Origin of the sequence: Erwinia sp. HDF1-3R (assembly GCF_039621855.1) — a bacterium.
Lineage (GTDB): Bacteria > Pseudomonadota > Gammaproteobacteria > Enterobacterales > Enterobacteriaceae > Erwinia.
Window position 1 is genome coordinate 2,628,206 of sequence record NZ_CP155071.1, and the last position, 22,680, is coordinate 2,650,885.

General features: G+C 54.3%; 20 protein-coding genes and 2 tRNA genes. 13 read left to right on the forward strand and 9 right to left on the reverse strand.

All coding sequences use genetic code 11. The features are described from left to right. Positions 1 to 146: 146 nt before the first annotated feature. Positions 147 to 1,160 (reverse strand): two-component system response regulator RssB, encoded by a 1,014-nt coding sequence (rssB, locus tag AAGR22_RS11980; RefSeq protein ID WP_067701395.1) that lies wholly within the window; start codon positions 1,158 to 1,160, stop codon positions 147 to 149. An 83-nt stretch (positions 1,161 to 1,243) separates the two neighbouring features. Further along, positions 1,244 to 2,161 carry a patatin-like phospholipase RssA gene (rssA, locus tag AAGR22_RS11985; protein ID WP_067701392.1) on the reverse strand — a complete coding sequence of 306 codons (918 nt, stop codon included), beginning with the start codon at positions 2,159 to 2,161 and terminating at the stop codon, positions 1,244 to 1,246. A 107-nt stretch (positions 2,162 to 2,268) separates the two neighbouring features. On the opposite strand from rssA, the gene AAGR22_RS11990 reads away from it, so the two are divergent. The 5 genes from AAGR22_RS11990 (at position 2,269) to xthA (ending at position 5,106) form a co-directional block, all read left to right on the forward strand. Next, positions 2,269 to 2,727, forward strand: a complete 459-nt coding sequence (locus AAGR22_RS11990; protein WP_345827697.1) for a YchJ family protein — start codon at positions 2,269 to 2,271, stop codon at positions 2,725 to 2,727. 46 nt (positions 2,728 to 2,773) lie between these two features. Next, positions 2,774 to 3,622 carry a formyltetrahydrofolate deformylase gene (gene purU, locus AAGR22_RS11995; protein WP_067701387.1) on the forward strand — a complete coding sequence of 283 codons (849 nt, stop codon included), beginning with the start codon at positions 2,774 to 2,776 and terminating at the stop codon, positions 3,620 to 3,622. Positions 3,623 to 3,784: 162 nt separating this feature from the next. Beyond that, positions 3,785 to 3,869, forward strand: a tRNA-Tyr gene (locus tag AAGR22_RS12000). A 98-nt stretch (positions 3,870 to 3,967) separates the two neighbouring features. Further along, positions 3,968 to 4,052, forward strand: a tRNA-Tyr gene (locus tag AAGR22_RS12005). Between the two features lie 244 nt (positions 4,053 to 4,296). Then, positions 4,297 to 5,106 carry an exodeoxyribonuclease III gene (gene xthA / locus AAGR22_RS12010; protein ID WP_345827701.1) on the forward strand — a complete coding sequence of 270 codons (810 nt, stop codon included), beginning with the start codon at positions 4,297 to 4,299 and terminating at the stop codon, positions 5,104 to 5,106. Between the two features lie 36 nt (positions 5,107 to 5,142). Here xthA and AAGR22_RS12015 read toward each other — a convergent pair whose 3' ends face one another. The 3 genes from AAGR22_RS12015 to AAGR22_RS12025 form a co-directional block, all read right to left on the reverse strand. Then, on the reverse strand, positions 5,143 to 5,511 hold the full coding sequence (locus tag AAGR22_RS12015; protein ID WP_345827703.1) for a DUF1496 domain-containing protein: 369 nt from the start codon (positions 5,509 to 5,511) through the stop codon (positions 5,143 to 5,145). After that, positions 5,511 to 7,430: a DNA topoisomerase III gene (locus AAGR22_RS12020; RefSeq protein WP_345827705.1), complete on the reverse strand. Its 1,920-nt coding sequence runs from the start codon at positions 7,428 to 7,430 to the stop codon at positions 5,511 to 5,513. Before AAGR22_RS12020 ends, AAGR22_RS12015 begins: the two co-directional genes overlap by 1 nt. A gap of 257 nt (positions 7,431 to 7,687) precedes the next feature. Continuing rightward, complete coding sequence (locus tag AAGR22_RS12025) at positions 7,688 to 8,239, reverse strand: NAD(P)H nitroreductase (protein ID WP_067701374.1); 552 nt, start codon at positions 8,237 to 8,239, stop codon at positions 7,688 to 7,690. A 192-nt stretch (positions 8,240 to 8,431) separates the two neighbouring features. Between AAGR22_RS12025 and sppA the strand changes: the two genes are divergently transcribed. The 3 genes from sppA (at position 8,432) to pncA (ending at position 12,044) form a co-directional block, all read left to right on the forward strand. Then, the gene (gene sppA / locus AAGR22_RS12030) at positions 8,432 to 10,288 is read left to right on the forward strand and encodes a signal peptide peptidase SppA (RefSeq protein WP_345827708.1); all 1,857 of its coding nucleotides are present in this window, start codon (positions 8,432 to 8,434) and stop codon (positions 10,286 to 10,288) included. 82 nt (positions 10,289 to 10,370) lie between these two features. After that, positions 10,371 to 11,390, forward strand: a complete 1,020-nt coding sequence (ansA, locus tag AAGR22_RS12035; protein WP_345827710.1) for an asparaginase — start codon at positions 10,371 to 10,373, stop codon at positions 11,388 to 11,390. A 9-nt stretch (positions 11,391 to 11,399) separates the two neighbouring features. Continuing rightward, the gene (pncA, locus tag AAGR22_RS12040) at positions 11,400 to 12,044 is read left to right on the forward strand and encodes a bifunctional nicotinamidase/pyrazinamidase (RefSeq protein WP_345827712.1); all 645 of its coding nucleotides are present in this window, start codon (positions 11,400 to 11,402) and stop codon (positions 12,042 to 12,044) included. Between the two features lie 68 nt (positions 12,045 to 12,112). Here pncA and AAGR22_RS12045 read toward each other — a convergent pair whose 3' ends face one another. Further along, positions 12,113 to 12,391 carry a DUF1315 family protein gene (locus AAGR22_RS12045; RefSeq protein WP_067701362.1) on the reverse strand — a complete coding sequence of 93 codons (279 nt, stop codon included), beginning with the start codon at positions 12,389 to 12,391 and terminating at the stop codon, positions 12,113 to 12,115. Between the two features lie 5 nt (positions 12,392 to 12,396). Then, positions 12,397 to 12,801 carry a peptide-methionine (R)-S-oxide reductase MsrB gene (gene msrB / locus AAGR22_RS12050; protein ID WP_067701359.1) on the reverse strand — a complete coding sequence of 135 codons (405 nt, stop codon included), beginning with the start codon at positions 12,799 to 12,801 and terminating at the stop codon, positions 12,397 to 12,399. Positions 12,802 to 13,139: 338 nt separating this feature from the next. Here msrB and gapA point away from each other — a divergent pair, with 338 nt between their 5' ends. Both gapA and AAGR22_RS12060 read left to right on the forward strand, forming a co-directional pair. Then, positions 13,140 to 14,135 carry a glyceraldehyde-3-phosphate dehydrogenase gene (gene gapA / locus AAGR22_RS12055; RefSeq protein WP_345827716.1) on the forward strand — a complete coding sequence of 332 codons (996 nt, stop codon included), beginning with the start codon at positions 13,140 to 13,142 and terminating at the stop codon, positions 14,133 to 14,135. Between the two features lie 67 nt (positions 14,136 to 14,202). Further along, on the forward strand, positions 14,203 to 15,081 hold the full coding sequence (locus AAGR22_RS12060) for a D-hexose-6-phosphate mutarotase (protein ID WP_067701353.1): 879 nt from the start codon (positions 14,203 to 14,205) through the stop codon (positions 15,079 to 15,081). Positions 15,082 to 15,199: 118 nt separating this feature from the next. Here the strand turns inward: AAGR22_RS12060 and AAGR22_RS12065 are convergent, their stop codons facing one another. Both AAGR22_RS12065 and AAGR22_RS12070 read right to left on the reverse strand, forming a co-directional pair. Beyond that, complete coding sequence (locus AAGR22_RS12065) at positions 15,200 to 16,051, reverse strand: aldo/keto reductase (protein WP_345827718.1); 852 nt, start codon at positions 16,049 to 16,051, stop codon at positions 15,200 to 15,202. Positions 16,052 to 16,131: 80 nt separating this feature from the next. Next, a complete protein-coding gene (locus AAGR22_RS12070; protein ID WP_067701347.1) occupies positions 16,132 to 16,881 on the reverse strand; it encodes a MipA/OmpV family protein in 750 nt (249 codons plus the stop codon). Positions 16,882 to 17,317: 436 nt separating this feature from the next. On the opposite strand from AAGR22_RS12070, the gene yeaG reads away from it, so the two are divergent. The 3 genes from yeaG (at position 17,318) to AAGR22_RS12085 (ending at position 22,617) form a co-directional block, all read left to right on the forward strand. Further along, positions 17,318 to 19,252, forward strand: coding sequence for a protein kinase YeaG (gene yeaG, locus AAGR22_RS12075; protein ID WP_067701343.1), 1,935 nt, complete (start codon positions 17,318 to 17,320; stop codon positions 19,250 to 19,252). 67 nt (positions 19,253 to 19,319) lie between these two features. Further along, positions 19,320 to 20,597 carry a YeaH/YhbH family protein gene (locus tag AAGR22_RS12080; protein ID WP_345827721.1) on the forward strand — a complete coding sequence of 426 codons (1,278 nt, stop codon included), beginning with the start codon at positions 19,320 to 19,322 and terminating at the stop codon, positions 20,595 to 20,597. Between the two features lie 292 nt (positions 20,598 to 20,889). Next, the gene (locus tag AAGR22_RS12085) at positions 20,890 to 22,617 is read left to right on the forward strand and encodes a potassium/proton antiporter (protein ID WP_067701337.1); all 1,728 of its coding nucleotides are present in this window, start codon (positions 20,890 to 20,892) and stop codon (positions 22,615 to 22,617) included. Positions 22,618 to 22,680 lie beyond the last annotated feature (63 nt).

Here is a 22,680-nt window from a genome sequence, read left to right on the forward strand (position 1 = left end):
TTAAAAACGAGATGAGTATACCAGTTGTATACGGGTGGATTTATCCTGGTTAAACCATTTCAGCGTAAATTAAGATTATTACCCAAGTGTAAAGCCAATTTTTGGCCCTGCTAATCCCGCACGGCGCAAAATAATCCCTTAAACGGTTATTCCGTCGTCAACATCAGACGCAGTCTGCCGCCCGCACCCCATACCTGGCACTGCCATGTGTCACACCGCTGACTTATTTGGTTAAGATGCGTACTACCCAGCGTGCCAAGGGGAATACCATTACTCAGCTGAATTTGATGGGTATTAACGTTGAGCGTGGCGTTTAAACCTGCGGAGACTAAAATCAGATTTTTTAAACCCTGATGATAGTAACCAACCAGTAAAGGAAATTGTCCCTTTAGATTGGCCTGCCGAAGCAGCAGATTAACCTGTTTTAGCAGGCCGTTTAATTCAGGCAGACGCGGAGCCTGGCCCGATAATTGATCCTGGAGTAGCCCATTGAATAACGCCCGCAGCAGAAGCGCCGCTAACACGCCGTTATCCCCGGCGCGCGTGACGTCAAGACAGTAGAAAGCCAAATCTTTTTCCGACAGGGCTGCCACATCCAGGACCAGACCCGGCTGCTCGGCCATCGTCAGCTGGCGGTAATTAATACGGCAGTTGGCGATAACCTGCTGCACCGGCGGCTGTAGCTGCTTGAGCAGTTTGGCAGCGGCCTGTGGGTCGCGCACCAGCGCATCCCAGTCCTGAAACAGCTGTTCGTCCTCTTCAACTTTCGAAGTAAACATAGAGGGATAGAGACATTCGTAAACCGCCTCCCGCAGGCGGTCCAGGTCTTTAAGCGGCTTCAGCAGCACGTCCTGCACGCCAAGACGGAGTACGCGCGCGATATCCGCCATGTTTTCGGTGGCGGAGATAACCAGAATAGGCACTGCACTGCCCTTACTGCGCAGATGTTCTACCAGTTTAAGCCCGTTCATTCTGGGCATGGCAAGATCGCAGATAACCAGGTCGGGGGTTAGCTGGTTCATTTTTTCCAGCGCCTGCAGGCCATCATCTGCCAGTATGTTTGTTGCGCCAAGCGCAGTAAGAAAATTGTCCAACAGAGAGCGGAAAACGACCTCGTCTTCAACAATCAGAATCTGTTTTCCCGTTAATGGTTTGTCCATTATCCCCCCTCACACAGCAGATAACTCAATAGTGGCTCATAATCAACATCCGTGCCCGTCAGAATTACCTTTCGTATTCTCATTCAAACATCCGGCAGCGCATTCTGGTGGGCCAGGGGAAGTAATTCATCCATTTTTTTCTCAACGGCCAGCCTGCCGGCTTCAATTGCCTCTTCCGCGCGGTGGAAGTCCAGCGTGGAGATTTGCGGGCAAAAGGGTTGTATCAGTATATCCGGTGGATCGCCAGCCATGCGGTTTCGCTTAAGGCGATTTTCCAGCACCTGGATAGATGTGGTCATTATTTCCATCGCGCCTGGGCTTTGGTTAACCTTGCGCTGCACTTTTTTCGCCAGACTTTGTCGCAGCCTTCCTCCCCAGCTATGGACCGACTGGCTGGCCTCCTCTTCATTTCTGGGCGTAACGGACAGCAGATCCTGCTGCATCAGATGCGCGTCATGCTGCAGGTCAACGGCGATGACGATATCCGCCCCCAGCGCACGGGTCAGAGAGATGGGCACCGGGTTGACGACCGCGCCATCCACCAGCCAGTAACCATTCCAGCTAACGGGCGCAAGCAGACCCGGCATGCTGCAGGAGGCTCGAACGGCCTGGTGCAGATCGCCTTCAGTAAGCCATAGCTCACGGCCGGTGCTAAGATTCGTTGCGACCGCGCCAAAAGGCAGGGCGCACTGTTCGATTTTGTCGTGATGCACCAGCCGCCTGACGTGATTGAAGACGCGTTCGCCTCTGAGCAACCCACCCCGACGCCATGAGAAATCCATCAGACGGATAACATCCCAGTAGCTGAACGACCGCACCCAGGTCTCCATCAGCGGCAGCCGATGGCTGGCATAAGCCGCGCCCACCAGCGCGCCGACGGAACAGCCCGCAACGACATCGATTTTTATACCTGCCCTTTCCAGCGCATGTATAACGCCTATATGAGCCCATCCTTTGGCAGCGCCTGAACCTAGCGCCAGTCCGATTTTAACCTTTCTCATCCCACCTCTGGCGTTGACTTGAGTTACAAATAGCATCATCCCTGCTGCTCGGTTACCATGGTGCCCTGGTTTTAAATCAGCATCTTAATTTTTCTATCGGAGTCAATGTGTCAGACCCTTGCCCCTGCTGTAGCGGATTGGAGTATAGCCTATGTTGCCACCCCTATCTAAACGATATGGCAATAGCCCCAACGCCTGAAACGCTGATGCGTTCGCGCTATACCGCTTATGCGATGCAAAACGCGAATTATTTGATCGCGACCTGGCACCCTTCCTGCGGCGCAGAGAGCTTTCGCCCGGCGCTTGAAGCAAGCTTTGCCACTACCCGGTGGTTAAGTTTACATATTATTGAAGCAAAAAAACCACGGGATTCTTCTGAAGGGTTTGTTACATTTTTTGCCAGATTCTCTGAAAATCAGCGTCATAGCTTTATAAGTGAACGTTCACGCTTTCTTCGTGAGGAACAACGCTGGTACTATATCGACGGAACATTCCCTGAAACGGGACGAAATGACCGCTGCCCCTGCGGCTCAGGTAAAAAATTTAAGAAATGCTGCGGCCAGTAGCGTTCGCCATTAACACAAGAATTGCTTCGACAGGACCCCCATCGCAATGCACCCGCAAACACTGCAACGAAAAGTTTTAAGAACAATCTGCCCGGATGCCAAAGGGCTGATCGCAAAAATCACCAACATTTGCTACAAGCACGAGCTGAACATTGTGCAGAACAATGAGTTCGTCGATCACCGTACCGGGCGTTTCTTTATGCGTACCGAGCTGGAAGGCATTTTCAATGACGCAACGCTGCTGGCCGATTTAGACAGCGCGCTGCCAGAGGGTTCGATACGTGAGCTGAATTCGGCCGGACGTCGCCGCATCGTTATCCTGGTGACCAGGGAAGCGCACTGCCTGGGCGATCTGCTGATGAAAAGCGCCTACGGCGGACTGGATGTTGAGATCGCAGCAGTCATTGGCAACCATGAAACCCTGCGCACGCTGGTCGAGCGCTTTGATATTCCGTTTATTTTCCAGAGCCACGAAGGTCTGACCCGCGACCAGCACGATAACAATATGGCTGCGGAAATTGATCGCTTTCAGCCCGATTACGTGGTGCTGGCAAAATATATGCGCGTACTGACGCCAGCATTTGTTCAGCGCTACCCCAATCGAATCATCAATATCCACCACTCGTTTCTGCCTGCTTTTATCGGAGCCCGCCCTTATCACCAGGCTTATGAACGTGGCGTCAAAATTATTGGCGCCACAGCGCACTACGTGAATGACAATCTTGATGAAGGTCCTATCATTATCCAGGAAGTGATCCACGTAGATCATAATTATACGGCCGAGGATATGATGCGTGCCGGCCGCGACGTTGAAAAAAATGCGTTGAGTCGCGCGCTTTATCAGGTGCTTGCCCAGCGCGTTTTCGTTTATGGCAACCGCACGATTATCCTGTAATGCCCTGGTCTGTCATGGCATAAAAGGCTTTTTTGACTGACAATGCAGCAGTCAGGGCAAAAAAGCGGCAAACGATTGATATTCGGGGCGCGCGGGGTTTACACCCGTATTTCATCTGATATGATGCGCCCCGCTTGAGTGAACAGAGCGAGCAAGGCCAGTGGTGGGGTTCCCGAGCGGCCAAAGGGAGCAGACTGTAAATCTGCCGTCATCGACTTCGAAGGTTCGAATCCTTCCCCCACCACCATTCGCACCAGCCGTATTGTTAGCGCTTTTCAGGCCATCCCAGCACCGCAAGGTAAAGGATGAGAAGTTTCAGATTTGATACTGTAATACGCTTCCCCTGGTGGGGTTCCCGAGCGGCCAAAGGGAGCAGACTGTAAATCTGCCGTCATCGACTTCGAAGGTTCGAATCCTTCCCCCACCACCATTACGACCTCCCCCGCTTAATCCAGATCTACACCTTTACCCACCTACATGCCGCACTTTAGCCGCAGTTTCACCTACACCTTAATAGCGATTGCTGATAGCGATAATAGCGATTGCTGATAGCGATGCAGGTGGAGCCATGTAGATAAGCAGATGACCGGGCGCCGGCTGAGCATGACGGATGACATATACCGCCAGACTCTGCTACCATCCGGGCTTATTCCTTCGTAAAGACGGCCTCCGCCATGAAATTTGTTTCTTTTAATATCAATGGGCTGCGCGCCCGTCCTCACCAGCTGGCCGCCATTATTGAGCAGCATCAGCCTGACGTCATCGGCCTGCAGGAAACCAAGGTTCACGACGATATGTTTCCGCTTGATGAGGTCGCCAGCCACGGCTACCACGTCTTTTATCATGGGCAAAAAGGTCACTACGGCGTCGCCCTGCTGACGAAAGCCGAGCCTCTCACCGTCAGACGTGGTTTCCCGGGAGATGAAGAAGACGCCCAGCGCCGCCTGATCATGGCCGAGATCCCCAGTCCGGCAGGAAATATTTTGGTGATCAACGGCTATTTCCCGCAGGGGGAGAGTCGTGACCACCCCACCAAATTCCCGGCGAAGGAAAAATTCTATCGCGACCTGCAGAATTTCCTTGAGACGGAGCAAAAGCCCGTGAATCAGGTACTGATTATGGGTGATATGAATATCAGTTCCGCCGATACCGATATCGGCATCGGGGAAGACAGCCGTAAGCGCTGGCTGCGCACCGGCAAGTGTTCTTTTCTGCCTGAAGAGCGGGAGTGGATGGACAGGCTGATGGGCTGGGGCCTGGTGGATACCTGGCGGGCGCAGAACGCTGAGGTCAGCGATCGCTTCTCGTGGTTCGATTACCGCTCAAAAGGCTTTGACGATAATCGCGGTCTGCGTATCGATTTGCTGCTGGCCAGCAGGCCACTGGCCGAACGCTGCGTCGCAACCGGTATTGACTATGACATTCGCGGAATGGAAAAACCCTCCGACCATGCGCCGGTCTGGGCGCAGTTTAATTTTGATTAGTCCGTTAATCTGACCGGGCGAATGCCCGGTTAATCGTTAGTTCTGATGTAGCGTTTGCCAGGTCAGGTTGTTAGTGCCGACCGAGCGTTCGTCGCGGCGGCACTGCAAAAGTACCCCTTCCATTTTCACCACCGATCCTTCGGTATAGCTGCGATTCTCCCAGGTACAGCAGCGCAGACACGGCGGCTGATTGCTGTTTTGCCCCTGCGTCCACGCCTCTGGCGGCATATCTACCACCACGCCGGTATTGTTTCTGCCTGCGGGCACATAGCCGCCGCCTGACCCGTATCCACTGCTGACGTCACTGCCCTGCCCGCCGCCAACGTGCAGGCTCTGACTGGTTGCCGCTGCCTGACCGCTTAACAGCAGCGCAGCAAACAGCATCACTACGGCATTTCTTCTCATTACTCAGTTTCCTTCGCTTTGGACGCCCTGCGACGCGCCGGTTTTTTACGATTTTCTGCCGCAGGAAGGCCACGGAATGCATGCGCGGCGGGCTGCTGCCGGGCCTGCGAAATCAGATTATGCAGCGTCTCTACCAGCGGCATCATAAAATCCTGATAGCGGCACTGCTTTTCACTGATTTTAGTCAGCGTGGACTCCCACTGGGCAGTCATATCCGGTCTGGCTGCCATCTCTGGCAGCGAGTGGATCAGCGCCCGCCCGGCGGGACTGGCATGAATATAGCGCCCTTTTTTAAACAAAAAAGCCCGTTTGAAGAGCAACTCAATAATCCCGGCGCGCGTAGCCTCTGTCCCTAAACCATCGGTCGCACGCAGCACTTTCTTTAGATCTTTATCCTGGACGAAGCGCGCAATACCGGTCATCGCTGAGAGCAGCGTGGCATCGGTAAAGGGTCTGGGCGGCTGTGTCTGCTTCGCCACCACTTCTCCGCGCTCGCAGAGGAGCTCATCCCCTTTTGCCACCACCGGTAGCGGCGTGCCGTCATTTTCCTCATCCCGTTCTTTACTGCCGAGCAGCGCACGCCAGCCCGCTTCGGCCAGAAATCGGGCCTTAGCCATAAATTTCCCGCCGTTGATATCAAGTTCAATCACGCATTTGCGGTAGACGGCATCAGGACAAAACTGCATCAGATACTGGGTGGCGATCAGCCGGTAGATACTGCTTTCATTTTCACTAAGGCGCAGGGTGCCGCCGCGTGCCGTCGGGATAATTGCATGGTGCGCATCCACTTTTTTATCGTCCCAGCAGCGGTTCTTGCGGTCGCTGTCAAAATCGGCAGGCGTTTGCAGATCGGGCTGGTGTACACCTATCGCGTTGAGAACGGCATGACGCCCGGCAAAGTGCTCATCCGGCAGGTAACGGCTGTCCGAACGAGGGTAGGTGATCAGCTTATGGGTTTCGTAAAGCTTCTGGCAGGTATCAAGCACGGTCTGCGCGCTAAGGCCGAAGCGCTTCGCCGCCTCGATTTGCAGCGCGGAAAGAGAAAAAGGCAGCGGCGCCGTGTCGTTTTCCCGCCTGTCGTTATAGCTGGTGACGTGGGCAGGCTGACCGCCAATACGCGCCACCACATGGTCTGCCAGCGGGCGATGCAGCAAACGCCCCTCCTCATCCTGCCAGGATTCGCAGGCATCGCTGGGCTGCCATAGCGCGACAAATCGCTCATCAGCGGGCGTGACGATATGCGCCTTAACTTCGTAAAAATCTTTTGGAACGAAGCCTTCGATATCTTCATCCCGCCGTACCACCAGCCCCAGAACCGGCGTTTGTACCCGACCTACGGACAGCAGGCCGTCGTAGCCTGCATTGCGCCCCAGCAGCGTGTAGGCACGGGTCATATTAATGCCGTAAAGCCAGTCGGCCCGCGCCCGCGCCAGCGCAGAGACGCACAGCGGGATAAATTCGCGATTTTCACGCAGCCGCCCCACCGCCCGTTCAACCGCCTGGGGGTTGAGATCGTTAATCAGGCAGCGCTGCACCTTTTCGCGCTTGCCTGCCGGCAGCGCCAGATAATCCAGCACCTCATCCACCAGCAGCTGCCCTTCCCTGTCCGGGTCCCCGGCGTGGATCACTTCAGTCGCCTGTTCCAGCAGCGTCTTGATCACATTGAGCTGTTTTGCTACCGAAGGCCGCGGCTGTAGCTGCCATTTTTCCGGGACAATCGGCAGATCGGCCAGCGACCAGCGCGCATAGCGGCTGTTATAGCTGTCCGGCTGCGCCTGTTCCAGCAGGTGCCCGACGCACCACGTCACCATATTATCCGGTCCGCAGGCAATGTAGCCCTCGCCCCGGCGGTGCGGCTTAGGTAATACATCCGCTATCGCGCGGGCAAGGCTGGGTTTTTCGGCAATAAACAAACGCATGCGAAATGACATCCTGCTTAACTTACAATTTCTGTTACTGAACGCACGGCGTACCGCGGCATCAGTTCACCCGGTGTCGCCCTGTGGCGTGCACCTCAACTGACCCGCGACGCGGGCGCGGGTATCATGGCCCGCAATGGTAACCTGTCAGGCTAAGCGTGGTAAGTCCGGGCGCATAATTGCCGCTCCGTTTGCTTATTATCGCGACAAATTGCAGAGCGGGTCACAAGCCTGCAGGGATTGTGACCCGCTGTCACTCAGAAATAACTGACAAATGGAGCGGTGTCGGGCGGAAGAACGGTAGTGGAAGATTTGAGCTGGGGCGTACCAAGGTACAGAAAACCCACCAGGCTATCCTGCTCGCGGCAGCCAAACGCCTCGCGCACCGCCTGATGCTCAGTCCAGGCACCGGTACGCCAGACGCCGTTAAACCCCTGCGCCAGCGCGGCCATCTGCATTGCCATCACCGCACAGCCTGCGGAAACCACCTGCTCCCAGCGCGGGACCTTCGGATGGTCTTCGCAGCGCGCTACAACGGTGATGATCATCGGCGCGCGAAACGGGGACTGTTTTGCCTTTTCAATGGCCTTTAAATCCATATCATCCTGACGGGCCGTCGTTTCCAGCAGCTGGCTGAAGCGCTCGCGTCCTGCGCCTTCGATAATGCTAAAGCGCCACGGCTGGAGCGTGCCGTGGTCGGGCGCGCGCATACCGGCACGAAGGATATTCTCCAGGGCTTCACCCGCAGGCGCCGGTTCACTGAGCCGCGAGGCAGAACGACGGTTAACCACTAAATCCAGCGCATCCATAAATTTCTCCTGATAATGATTCTGATTTAGCAGAAACTAGCACAGGATGATGATTTGTTACAGCATGGCGCTTTTTCCTGCTGACAATAGCGCCCTGGCTAATTAGGATGTCACCAACCTGCTCCGGTTTCGCCGTTCGTGCGCTCTTGCACCCGGTGAAACGGGCTTTTTTACCGCGATTATGGAGATAATATGCGCACTTTGTGGCGAGCAATCGCTGGTTTTTTTAAATGGACCTGGCGACTGCTGAATTTCGTCCGTGAGTTCATTCTCAATCTGTTTCTGGTGGTATTGATTCTGATCTGTATTGGAGTTTACGTTCAGTTCAGCCGCCCTGCCACGCCGGAACAATCCCCTAAAGGCGCACTGATTGTTGATCTGAGCGGCACGGTGGTCGATAAGCCCTCCGTCAGCAATAAGCTCAGCAAACTTGGTCGCCAGCTGCTGGGTACCAACAGCAACCGCCTGAAGGAGAATTCGCTGTTTGACGTAGTGGATGCCATCCGCCAGGCGAAAGGCGATGCCAATATTACTGGCATGGTGCTCGATCTGCGCGATTTCGCCGGTGCCGATCAGCCCTCGCTCCAGTATATGGGTAAGGCCCTGCGCGAGTTTCGCGACAGCGGTAAACAGATTTACGCCACCGGTGACAGCTACAGTCAGGCACAGTACTACCTTGCCAGCTTCGCCAATAAAATTTATCTCTCCCCACAGGGTACGGTGGATATCCACGGTTTTGCCACTAACGGACTCTACTATAAGTCACTGCTGGATAACCTGAAGGTCTCATCACACGTCTTCCGCGTGGGGACCTACAAGTCGGCCGTTGAGCCGTTCCTGCGGGATGATATGTCTCCGGCAGCGCGCGAGGCGGACAGCCGCTGGATGGGCGAACTGTGGCAAAACTATCTCAATACCCTGGCGGCCAACCGTCAGATCACCCCGGATCAGGTTTTCCCGGGTGCGCAGGGCCTGCTCGATGCACTACAGAAAACCGGCGGCGACACGGCTGAATACGCCAAAAATGCCCGGCTGGTGGATGAGTTAGCCTCGCGCTCAGCGGTTGATCAGCAGCTGACGAAAGTTTTCGGCTGGGATAAAGAAGCAAAAGATTTCAACGGTACCAGCATCTACGACTATCAGGTCAAAGATCAGCAGTCAGCCGACGGCAATATCGCGGTAATTATGGCTAACGGTGCGATCATGGATGGCGACGAGACGGCGGGCACCGTGGGGGGTGATACCACCGCGATGGAAATTCGTCAGGCACGTCTGGATCCGAAGATAAAAGCCATTGTTTTCCGCGTTAACAGTCCCGGCGGCAGCGTAACAGCCTCCGAAACCATTCGCGAAGAGCTGGCGGCGGCGAAGGCCGCAGGTAAACCGGTGGTCGTCTCCATGGGCGGCCTGGCGGCATCGGGCGGCTACTGGGTCTCCACCCCGGCCAACTACATCATTGCCAGCCCGAACACCCTGACCGGCTCGATTGGGATTTTCGGCGTGATTAATACCGTCGAAAACTCACTCGATGCGATTGGCGTTCATACGGATGGCGTGTCTACCTCGCCGCTGGCCGATGTGGCCACCACTAAGGCGCTCCCGCCTGAAGTTCAGCAGATGATGCAGTTGAGCATTGAGAACGGCTATAAAAACTTCCTTAATCTGGTGGCGCAGGCCCGTAATAAAACCCCGGAGCAGATCGACCAGATCGCTCAGGGTCACGTCTGGACGGGCAGCGATGCCAAAGCAAACGGACTGGTTGACGCGCTGGGCGACTTTGACGATGCCGTTGCCAAAGCGGCCGAGCTGGCTAAGCTGAAACAGCCCCAGCTAAACTGGTATCAGGACGATCCGGGCATGCTTGATATGCTGTTCAGTCAGATGGATGTCTCAATTCGCGCCGCGCTGCCTGATGTCCTGAAGGTGTGGCTGCCCGCGCCGGTTATGGACACCATGGCGGCAATGAGGGATCAGCCCGGCCTGTTTGATAACCTTAACGATCCGCAAAATCGCTATGCCATCTGCCTGACCTGTGGTCAGGTGAAATAACCCGGTGGCAGCCCGGCATCACGTCGGGCTGCCTTTACCCCTATTCCTGTCATGCGCCTGTACGACAGGCCAGAGCTTATACATGCAAAAGAAATCTATCTACGTGGCCTATACGGGTGGAACCATAGGCATGCAGCGTTCTTCCCAGGGCTATATTCCGGTGTCTGGGCATCTGCAGACCCAACTGGCAAATATGCCCGAGTTTCATCGCGCCGAAATGCCTGACTTTACCATCCATGAGTATCAGCCACTGATTGACTCATCGGATATGACCCCGCAGGACTGGCAAATCATCGCCGATGATATTCGTCAGAACTACCATCGCTATGACGGCTTTGTGATCCTGCACGGCACCGATACCATGGCCTTCACCGCGTCTGCGCTCTCTTTTATGTTGGAAAATCTCGCCAAGCCGGTAATTGTGACAGGGTCACAGATTCCGCTTGAGGAACTCCGCTCCGACGGACAACAGAATCTGTTGAATGCACTCTTTGTGGCGGCGAACTTCCCGATAAATGAAGTATCTCTGTTTTTTAACAATACGCTTTATCGCGGTAACCGCACGACCAAGGCACATGCCGACGGTTTCAATGCGTTCGCCTCACCCAATCTGGCCCCGCTGCTTGAAGCCGGTATTCATATCCGCCGTCTGAACACCCCGCCAGCTCCCCACGGCGAGGGTGAGCTGATCGTGCATCCGATTACCCCGCAGCCGGTTGGCGTGGTGACGATATATCCCGGTATCTCAGCCGATGTGGTCAGTAATTTTCTCCTGCAGCCGGTAAAGGCGCTGATTCTGCGCTCGTACGGTGTAGGTAATGCCCCCCAAAACCCTGCCTTCCTGAAGGAGCTTAAAGAGGCTTCCTCGCGCGGGATAGTGGTTATCAACCTGACTCAGTGTATGTCCGGTAAGGTCAATATGGGCGGTTATGCCACCGGCAACGCGCTGGCGCTTGCAGGGGTGATCAGCGGTTACGATCTGACCGTCGAGGCGACGCTGACCAAGCTCCATTTTTTACTGTCACAGGGCCTTTCGAGCGACAGGGTACGTCAGCTGATGCAGGTTAATCTGCGCGGCGAACTGACGCCAGACGAGAAATAAGGAACCATAATGAAAACGCAGCAGGCACTGTTACTCATTGATTTACAGAATGACTTTTGTCCCGGCGGCGCGCTGGCCGTGGAGGAAGGTGATGCGGTTATCGCCGTAGCAAATCAGGTTGCGATGCGTTTTCACCAGCGTGGTCAGCCGGTGGTCGCCACGCTCGACTGGCACCCGCATCACCACGGCAGCTTCGCCTCAAATGCCGGAGAAGTGCCCTGGACCATGGGGGAGTTGGATGGGCTGCCCCAGGTCTGGTGGCCCGATCACTGCGTTCAGGGGAGTAAGGGGGCAGAGCTGCACCCTGAGCTTAATCGCAGCGTGCTCGTCAAGCAGATCTATAAGGGAACGGATCCCCGCACAGATAGCTACAGCGCCTTTTTTGACAATGGCCAGCGCAGCCAGACCGGCCTGGACAGCTGGTTAAAATCGCAGGGGGTGACGGCGCTAACGGTGATGGGCCTGGCGACCGATTACTGCGTGAAATATAGCGTGCTGGACGCGCTAAGGCTGGGCTATCGCGTCAGCGTGGTTGTCGCAGGGTGTCGGGGTGTGAATCTGGAAGCGGGTGACGGTGAGCGGGCGCTGGCGGAAATGGCGGCCAGCGGCGCGCTGCTTATCAATGCTGATGGGGCGGAAGGAACGCTCCGGTAAAACCTGCTGCCGGGATTTAACCGGGGATCGTGGCGTAAACCAGCGACAATTATTCCTCCAGGAATAATTTATTGCAGCTTAATGCGGGTGACGTTGTCATCCACAATGCCAAACGCTTCCTTAAGCTCTCTTTTGCTTTTTGTCACCATCTCGCCACCCTTGCCAATGCTCATATGCTGCGGCTGCTCATTATATTTCGCCTGCCACATCATCACCAGCTGCAGGCTGTTCTCTTTCTGCGCATCCGTCAGCGCGACGCCGTCGGCCCATTTACCCGTTTCAACGGCAGTCAGCAGACGCTGGTAAACATCCGGCGTCATGGCATTAATCATCTCATCCAACACCATTGCCGCTATCCTTTAATGTTGTTGCCTTCTTCGTCAGAAAAGCTTAACGAAGCGGAATTGACGCAGTAGCGCTCGCCCGTAGGCTGAGGACCATCCGGAAATACGTGCCCCAGGTGGGCATCACAGCTGCCGCAGCGAATTTCGATACGCTGCATACCGTGAGTGTCATCTTCAATATAACGAATAGCATCATCGCTGACGGGCTGGTAAAAACTGGGCCAGCCGCAGCCGGAGTCGTACTTGGTTTCCGACAGGAACAGCGGCGAATTGCACACCAGGCAGTGATACAGCCCTTCGCCTTTGTTATGCAGCAGCTTGCCGGTAAAGGGTCTCTCGGTACCGCGCTCCTGGGTCACATAACGCTGTACTTCGTTCAAATCGGTTTCTGGGTTCAGATGTTTGTTAGCCATATCGATACTCTCTGGCGGTGTGTTCTGGATAATGTCTATCATTCTAACAAATACATAACAACGTCAGGGGATTTTTTCGCTTACAGAGATATCTGAAAGTAAAAGCAGACGATTATGTGATTCAGATCACTCTTTGATACCCCTGCCCCTTTATATTCGTGCAGGAAGGCCCAAGATTAGGTTCTAACGGGTGCCGCGAATCATGCTTTCAGATAAATTATTCCTGCTCGCTGGTTTGATTTGTCGCAACAATTGAAGCGATTCCGCTTGACGCCTGGTAAGGTTTTTGTAATTTTACAGCCAACCTTTTATTCACTAACCAATAGCTGGTGGAATATATGACTATCAAAGTAGGTATCAATGGTTTTGGCCGTATCGGTCGCATCGTTTTCCGTGCTGCTCAGCAGCGTTCTGATGTAGAAATCGTTGCAATCAACGATCTGCTGGACGCCGAGTACATGGCTTACATGCTGAAGTACGACTCTACCCATGGCCGTTTCGACGGTACTGTAGAAGTCAAAGACGGCCACCTGGTTGTTAACGGCAAAACCATTCGTGTTACCGCTGAAAGAGATCCAGCTAACCTGAAATGGGGCGAAATCGGCGTTGACGTTGTTGCTGAAGCAACCGGTATCTTCCTGACCGACGAAACCGCACGTAAGCACATTCAGGCTGGCGCGAAGAAAGTCGTACTGACCGGTCCTTCTAAAGACAACACCCCAATGTTCGTTATGGGCGTGAACCACAAGTCTTACGACGGCCAGGACATCGTTTCTAACGCATCCTGCACCACTAACTGCCTGGCACCGCTGGCAAAAGTGATCAACGACAAGTTCGGCATCGTTGAAGCGCTGATGACCACCGTGCATGCAACCACTGCAACCCAGAAAACCGTTGATGGCCCGTCTCACAAAGACTGGCGTGGCGGTCGTGGCGCATCTCAGAACATCATCCCTTCTTCTACCGGCGCAGCAAAAGCCGTAGGTAAAGTGATCCCTGAGCTGAACGGCAAACTGACCGGTATGTCTTTCCGCGTCCCTACGCCAAACGTCTCCGTGGTTGACCTGACTGCTCGTCTGGCTAAGCCTGCCTCTTACAAAGAAATTTGTGATGCAATCAAAGCGGCTTCTGAAGGCGAACTGAAAGGCGTTCTGGGCTACACCGAAGATGACGTGGTTTCTACCGATTTCAACGGCGAAGTTCTGACTTCTGTATTTGATGCCAAAGCAGGTATCGCCCTGAGCGACACCTTCGTCAAACTGGTTGCCTGGTATGACAACGAAACGGGCTATTCAAACAAAGTTCTGGATCTGATCTCTCACATTGCTAAATAAGCAGCTGAAAGACTAATCAGGGCGACTCCGGTCGCCCTTTTTTTATCGGCTTGAAAAAGGTTTCCTCATGAGCGAAAAACTCTTTTCCCTGGCGGTTACTGACCAGATCACCCCCTATATTTCGCAGAGAAAAATAGGCGACCTGCCCCTTTTAACCATTGTTCATCCAAAAGTCAGGGCGGCCATCACCTTACAGGGCGCGCATCTGATTGCCTGGCAGCCTGGTAGTGAAAAGCCCGTTATCTGGCTGAGCGAGAAGACAGCCTTTACCGCAGGGAAAGCCATCCGGGGCGGCGTGCCTGTCTGCTGGCCGTGGTTTGGTCCGGCAGGTGAACCCGCTCATGGCTTTGCGCGTAGTCTGCCCTGGACGCTGTCAGCACACGATGAGAATGAAGAGAGCGTGATGCTGACCTTCGTGCTGGAAAGTGACGAGCGCACGAAAAAGCTCTGGCCGCATGATTTCACCCTGATTGCGCGCTTCCGCTTCAGCGATCGCCTTGAAATTGAACTGGAGGCGCACGGAGACTTTGAGGCAACGGCCGCGCTGCACAGCTACTTTAACGTTGCCGACATCGCCGGTGTTGAAGTGAGTGGGCTTGGCCACCCCTATATTGATAAGGTCAGTGACGGGGCTGAGGGAAACTCTGCATCCGGCAGGCAAACCTACCCCGATCGGGTCGATCGCGTGTATACCCAACCTGAAGACTGTAGCGTTATCACCGATACTGTCGGTCAGCGTACCATCGAAGTCTACCACCACCACCATAGTGACGTTGTCACGTGGAACCCTGGCCCTGCACTGTCATGCAGTATGGGAGACATGGCCAATGAGGGTTATAAAACGATGGTGTGCGTGGAAACAGCGCGTATCTCATCCGCAATGAAGAGTTCGGGCGAAAGCCCATCCCGGCTGGCTACCACCATTAAAGTGCGTAAAAACGCCTGACGATACGCAGTGAGGCGGTAAAAAAGTTACCGCCTGACCAGGCTTTAATCCCTTACTGCCTTACCTTGCACCCGATCGGGTTTGAATGCCGCCAGGCGCGACCCTGCGCTGGCTCGGCTTAGACGACGTCGAGCGCGACCTTCCCGGTGGGCGGTGGAAAGGCCTGGTCCATCAGCGCCAGCTCCTCCCTGTTCAGCACCACCTTCAACGCAGCCGCATTCTCGTCAACGTGTTGCACCGATCCTGCTTTGGGAATAGCCATGACGCCCTGCTGGCGAATAACCCAGGCCAGCAGCAGCTGGGCTACACTGATGCGCTTTTGCTGTGCAATCTCCGCAAGCACGCCGTTATTCATCAAATCGTGACGCAGACGCCCCGCCTGCGCCAGCGGGCAGTAGGCCATCACCGGAATGCCGCGCTGCTGGCACGCAGGCAGAAGATCGTACTCAATTCCGCGCGAGGCCAGGTGGTAAAGCACCTGGTTAGCCGCGCAGCCCAAGCCCCCTTCTTCTGTCAGCAGGTCCTGTAGATCACTCTTATCGAAATTGGATACGCCCCAGTGCCGGATTTTACCCGCCTGCTGGAGTTGCTGCATGGCGGTGATGGTTTCCTCCAGCGGGATGCTGCCAGGCCAGTGAAGAAGATAGAGGTCGAGATAATCCGTTTTCAGCCGACGCAGGCTGCGATCGCAGGCTTCAATGGCACTCCCGGCCCCGGCATTCCAGGGATAAACTTTTGAGACCAGCCAGGCCTTGTCCCTTCTTCCCTGCAATGCTTCGCCGACCACTTCCTCTGCTCCGCCGTCTGCGTACATTTCAGCCGTGTCGATTACGCTAAGACCCAGTTCGAGTCCGTGCTGCAGGGCAGCGACCTCTGATTTACGCTGGCCGCTATTTTCCCCCATATACCAGCTTCCCTGGCCGATGGAAGGCAAGGTTATCTCTTTTGAAAAGTTTACGGATGAGCTCATGCATACCTCCTGCACTCTTTTGGGGGTGACTATCATGCAAAAGGGCGCAGAGCGCCCTTTTTTGATGCGATAACAGGCGATCAGAACGTGTAGCTAACGCCCGTCCACAGCATGACCTGAGCGTTATTGTCGACCATTGGGCTGTCTTTCACTTCGCTGCTCAGACGGGTATAGCGGCCTGAAAGCGATGCGTTCCAGCTCTGATTAATCGCATATGCGGCGGTCAGCTCCAGATAGGGGCTCCAGCTATCGTCTGCGTCATAGCTGCTAAGTCCGCTACGGCGCGACTCGCGTTTGGAGACGCCATAGTAGTAGTCATTTTGATTTTCACTGCTGTACAGCGCACCAATACCCGGCGTCAGGCTCAGATCGCCAATCTGGAAGCGATAAAGATAGGCCAGATCCCAGATAATGCCATTACTGTTATCCAGCAGATCGCCCGCGACCACGGTGCGTACGATGCCCCAGTCACTGGTGTGACGATACGCAAGCCCGCCCATCGCGGTCATATGGCGGTTATCCAGTTTTTTCAGCTGTTTATTATCGGTGTCGCTGGTTTTGAAATTTTCCGGTGATCCCAGCACGGTCAGCGATAGCTGGTCCTGTTTGTCATTCCAAAGATAATACCCGGCCTGAAAGCTGCGAACGTAGAAGCTGTCACCTTCATAATTGATAATTGGTAAAGGGTAATAGCGGTTCTGCCCCCCTTTATACGGGCTCTGACTGTAGATGACAGAGGCACCGAGAGTTAAGGGGTTGGCCTGAGCAAGGGATGCTGCCAGAGATGAGGATAAAATGACTGCCACAGCGCTAACTTTGAAATAGTTCACAATTAATTCGTTCCATAAATATAACAATCGAGTACGGTAGTTTAACAATCTCTGCCGCGTAAGTTAAAATCCTAATACAACCTGTAGCACTCAGAATCAATTTTTGCCATGAATCAGCATGAATCAATTGCTGCGGCTAATTTACAAATTCCCGACAGACCGCACCAGTTCAGGTTGTCGCTAAGTTGGATTATAACTTTGTTATTGAAATATCATTGAAAAGCTTTGCGGCATCAGGACATTTTACGAATGCCAACTACGCTTTAATAGATGACGCTTAGTTTTAATGAGCAGAGTGACCCCAGGATTTGTGTATCCCGATAAAAAAATGTCTGGTTGGCATAAGGGTTGCTGTACTCATTCATCAGTTCCTTCAGGGGCTAACCACACTTAGGCTCCTGGTTCCTGTGCTAAAAATGAAAGGACGGGCATCGCTATGAATATATTCGATCACTATCGTCAGCGTTATGAAGCTGCCAAGGACGAAGAGTTCACTCTGCAGGAGTTCCTGACCGTTTGTCGGCAGGATCGCAGTGCATACGCCAACGCGGCAGAACGACTGTTAATGGCTATTGGTGAGCCGGTAATGGTGGATACTGCCCTGGAGCCACGCCTTTCCCGACTGTTTTCTAACCGTGTCGTTGCGCGCTACCCCGCTTTTGAAGAATTTTATGGCATGGAAGAAGCGATTGAACAGATCGTCTCTTACCTGAAACATGCCGCGCAGGGGCTGGAAGAGAAGAAACAGATCCTCTACCTGCTGGGTCCGGTAGGCGGCGGTAAATCCTCACTGGCCGAGCGACTTAAGTCGCTGATGCAGCGCGTGCCTATCTATGTGCTAAGCGCCGATGGCGAACGAAGCCCGGTTAACGATCATCCACTCTGCCTGTTCAATCCGCAGGAGGATGCCCATATTCTTGAGAAAGAGTACGGTGTCCCGCGCCGCTATCTCGGCACTATTATGTCTCCGTGGGCGGCAAAACGCCTGCATGAATTCGGCGGCGACATCTCCCGCTTCAGAGTCGTTAAGGTTTGGCCTTCTATCCTTGAGCAGCTGGCCATTGCCAAAACCGAGCCGGGTGACGAGAACAATCAGGATATCTCCGCGCTGGTCGGTAAAGTGGATATCCGTAAGCTGGAGAACCACGCGCAGAACGACCCTGATGCGTATGGTTATTCCGGTGCGCTCTGTCGGGCAAACCAGGGGATTATGGAGTTCGTCGAGATGTTTAAAGCGCCGATCAAGGTGCTGCATCCCCTGCTGACGGCAACCCAGGAGGGCAACTATAACGGCACCGAGGGTATCTCTGCCCTGCCGTTCAACGGCATTATTCTTGCGCACTCGAATGAGTCAGAGTGGGTGACCTTCCGTAATAACAAGAATAATGAAGCCTTCCTTGACCGCGTTTACATCGTCAAAGTGCCGTACTGCCTGCGCGTCTCTGAAGAGATCAAAATTTATGACAAGCTGCTGAACCACAGTGAGCTGAGCCATGCTCCCTGCGCACCCGGCACGCTGGAGACGCTGGCCAGATTCAGTATCCTCTCGCGCCTGAAAGAGCCGGAGAACTCCAGCACGCACTCTAAAATGCGGGTTTATGATGGGGAAAGCCTGAAGGATACCGATCCTAAAGCTAAATCCTATCAGGAGTACCGTGACTACGCGGGCGTCGACGAAGGCATGAACGGTCTCTCGACTCGTTTCGCCTTTAAGATCCTCTCCCGCGTGTTTAACTTTGACCACGCAGAAGTGGCGGCGAACCCGGTACATCTTTTCTACGTGCTGGAACAGCAAATTGAACGTGAACAGTTCCCGCAGGATGTTGCCGAGAAATACCTTGAGCACCTGAAAGGCTATCTGATCCCGAAATACGCTGAGTTTATTGGTAAGGAGATCCAGACAGCTTATCTGGAATCCTATTCTGAATATGGTCAAAACATTTTTGATCGTTACGTGACCTATGCAGACTTCTGGATTCAGGACCAGGAATACCGCGATCCGGATACCGGCCAGCTATTTGACCGCGAGTCATTAAACGCTGAGCTGGAGAAAATCGAGAAACCCGCCGGGATCAGTAATCCAAAAGATTTCCGCAACGAGATTGTTAACTTTGTCCTGCGCGCCCGCGCGCACAATAGTGGCCGGAATCCAAACTGGACCAGCTATGAAAAACTCCGCACGGTTATTGAGAAAAAAATGTTCTCAAATACCGAGGAGCTGCTGCCGGTCATCTCCTTTAATGCCAAAACGTCCACGGATGAGCAGAAAAAACATGACGACTTTGTCGACCGAATGATGGAAAAAGGCTATACCCGCAAGCAGGTTCGCCTGCTGTGCGAATGGTATTTGCGGGTCAGAAAATCGTCCTGATAGCAGCAGAGTGCATTAATCGGGCCGGAATCATCCGGCCCAGCTTGCAACATTGTTTGGGGGAGCTATGGCCTATTTTATCGATCGGCGTCTTAACGGCAAAAATAAGAGCGCGGTGAATCGCCAGCGCTTTTTACGCCGCTACAAGTCGCAAATCAAACAGTCGATCTCCGAGGCCATCAATAAGCGTTCGGTAACCGACGTTGATAGCGGCGAATCCGTTTCCATTCCCGTGGGTGATATCAACGAACCTATTTTCCATCAGGGCCGGGGCGGCCAGCGTCATCGCGTGCACCCTGGTAACGATCACTTTGTGCAGAATGACCGCGTTGAGCGCCCGCAGGGGGGCGGGAGCGGTGGCAGCGGTCAGGGCCAGGCGGGTCAGGATGGTGAGGGCGAGGACGACTTTGTTTTCAATATTTCAAAGGATGAGTACCTCGACCTGCTGTTTGAAGATTTGGCCCTGCCGAATCTGAAGAAAAATCAGCATCGCCAGCTTAACGAATACAAGGTCCATCGTGCGGGCTATACGTCCAACGGTGTGCCCGCCAATATCAGCGTCGTGCGCTCGCTGCAAAACTCGCTGGCGCGCCGTACTGCCATGACCGCCGGTAAGCGTCGCATGCTCGGCGAGCTTGAAGCCAGTCTGGAGCTGATAGAGAATTCTGAACCTGCTCAGCTGCTGGAAGAGGAGCGCCTGCGCAATGAAATTGCCGAACTGCGCGCGCGTATTAAGCGGGTGCCTTTTATTGACACCTTTGATCTCCGCTTTAAAAATTTCGAGAAACGTCCGGAACCCTCCAGCCAGGCGGTGATGTTCTGCCTGATGGATGTCTCCGGTTCAATGGATCAGGCGACGAAGGATATGGCCAAGCGCTTTTATATACTGCTCTATCTGTTCCTGAGCCGTACCTATAAAAACGTGGACGTGGTCTATATACGTCATCATACCCAGGCTAAAGAGGTCGATGAACAGGAGTTCTTCTACTCACAGGAAACCGGGGGCACCATCGTCTCCAGCGCGCTAAAGCTGATGGATGAGGTGGTGAAAGAGCGTTACGATCCGGCGCAGTGGAATATTTATGCCGCCCAGGCATCGGATGGTGACAACTGGGCAGACGATTCACCCCTGTGCCATGAAATCCTGGCCAAAAACATTCTGCCGGTCGTGCGCTACTACAGTTATATCGAGATAACCCGACGTGCGCATCAGACCCTGTGGCGCGAATACGAGCAGCTCCAGGCCCGATTTGATAACTTCGCCATTCAGCATATTCGTGAACCTGAGGATATTTACCCGGTATTTCGTGAGCTTTTCCACAAACAGGCGGAAGAAAACTACTAAATTCAGGCCTGATCTTTCCAGCCAGTACAGGTTTACTGGCTGTTCACTCTCCCCACATGACAGTATCGGCAGCAAAAATCGTCCTCCTGGCGCTTTTTTTTGTCCAATTCCGCAAATACAACACTAATCATAGGCACTCAGCGGCATTTGTAATGGCAAAATGTATGCTATTTTATCCTTCTCTGTAATTTCCGCTTATTTCGCCCTGCGGACCCTCAGAAATTTTGACAGCTGGAGTCGTTTTACAACACACTGTTAAAACACATCTTTACCCACACAGGAGAATTGCCTTTTGGAAGCCAGCGCTATTTACAGTCTGTTTATTATTGGTTCCGTGCTGGTCGCCGCAAGCATTTTGCTGAGTTCGTTCTCGTCAAAGCTTGGCATTCCCATTCTGGTCATTTTCCTGGCGCTCGGCATGCTGGCGGGCGTTGATGGAATCGGCGGCATTGCCTTTGACAATTACCCCGCAGCTTATCTGATCAGTAATCTGGCGCTGGCGGTCATCCTGCTGGATGGCGGCATGCGCACCCAGGCCAGCTCATTTAAAGTTGCACTTGGCCCCGCGCTCTCGCTGGCAACGGTCGGCGTGCTGATCACCGCCGGCCTGACCGGTATGGCTGCCGCCTGGCTGTTTAATCTGAATATGATTGAGGGCTTTCTGGTCGGTGCCATTATCGGTTCGACGGATGCCGCCGCCGTATTCTCCCTGCTGGGTGGAAAAGGGCTGAACGAGCGCGTCAGCGCCACGCTGGAAATCGAGTCCGGCAGCAATGACCCCATGGCCGTGTTTCTGACTATCACGCTTATCGAGATGATACAGCAGGGGCAAACCGGGCTGAGCTGGATGTTTGTGGTCCATCTGATCCAGCAGTTCGGGCTGGGTATCGTACTGGGACTGGGCGGCGGCTGGGCGCTGCAACAGCTGATCAACCGCGTGTCGCTGGCCAGCGGCCTCTATCCGCTGTTAGCGGTCAGCGGCGGCATCCTGGTCTTCGCCCTGACGACGATGCTGGAAGGAAGCGGTATCCTTGCGGTCTATCTGTGCGGCTTTTTACTGGGCAATCGCCCTATCCGCAACCGTCACGGCATTTTGCAGACGTTTGATGGTATGGCCTGGCTGAGCCAGATTGGTATGTTCCTGGTGCTCGGCCTGCTGGTTAACCCTAAGGATCTGTGGAATATTGCGCTACCGGCTATGCTGCTTTCGCTGTGGCTTATCCTGTTTGCCAGACCGCTTTCCATCTTTGTCGGGCTGCTGCCGTTTCGGGGCTTCACGACCCGTGAACGCTTCTTTATCAGCTGGGTCGGGCTGCGCGGAGCCGTGCCTATTATTCTCGCTGTCTTCCCGATGATGGCGGGGCTGCCTCACGCCTCCCTGTTCTTTAATATCGCCTTCTTTGTGGTGCTGGTCTCCCTGATGGTTCAGGGCACGTCGCTGGGCTATGCGGCCCGGAAAGCCCGCGTGGTGGTACCACCTACCGCCTCCCCCATTTCTCGCGTCGGTCTGGATATTCACCCTGAGAACCCCTGGGAACAATTCGTTTACCAGCTGGGGGCGGATAAATGGTGCGTGGGCGCTGCGCTGCGCGATCTGAAACTGCCGCGCGAAACGCGCATTGCCGCCCTGTTTCGCGACAATTTACTGCTGCACCCCACCAGCAGTACCCGGCTGAAAGAGGGCGATGTGCTCTGCGTGATAGGTCGCGAGCGCGATCTGCCTGCCCTGGGTAAACTTTTCAGTCAGTCGCCACCGGTAGCCCTGGACCAGCGCTTCTTCGGCGACTTTATTTTGCAGGCTGACGCCCGCCTTCAGGACATCGCTGAAATCTACGGGATTGAGCTAACGGATGAAATCAATCTCCAGCAGTCACTGGGGCATCTGATAGCCGGTATGATTGGTGGCGCACCGGTGGTCGGCGATCAGGTTGAGTGGAAAAACATGATCTGGACCGTGGCTGAAAAAGAAGCCAATGAGATAAGCCGCGTGGGCGTCAGGGTGGCGGAAGACAAAGAATAGTCCTGATCCGATCCCTTTTGAGACGGATAGCGTCTACGCTTAAAGTTCGTTTCTGTCAAAAGG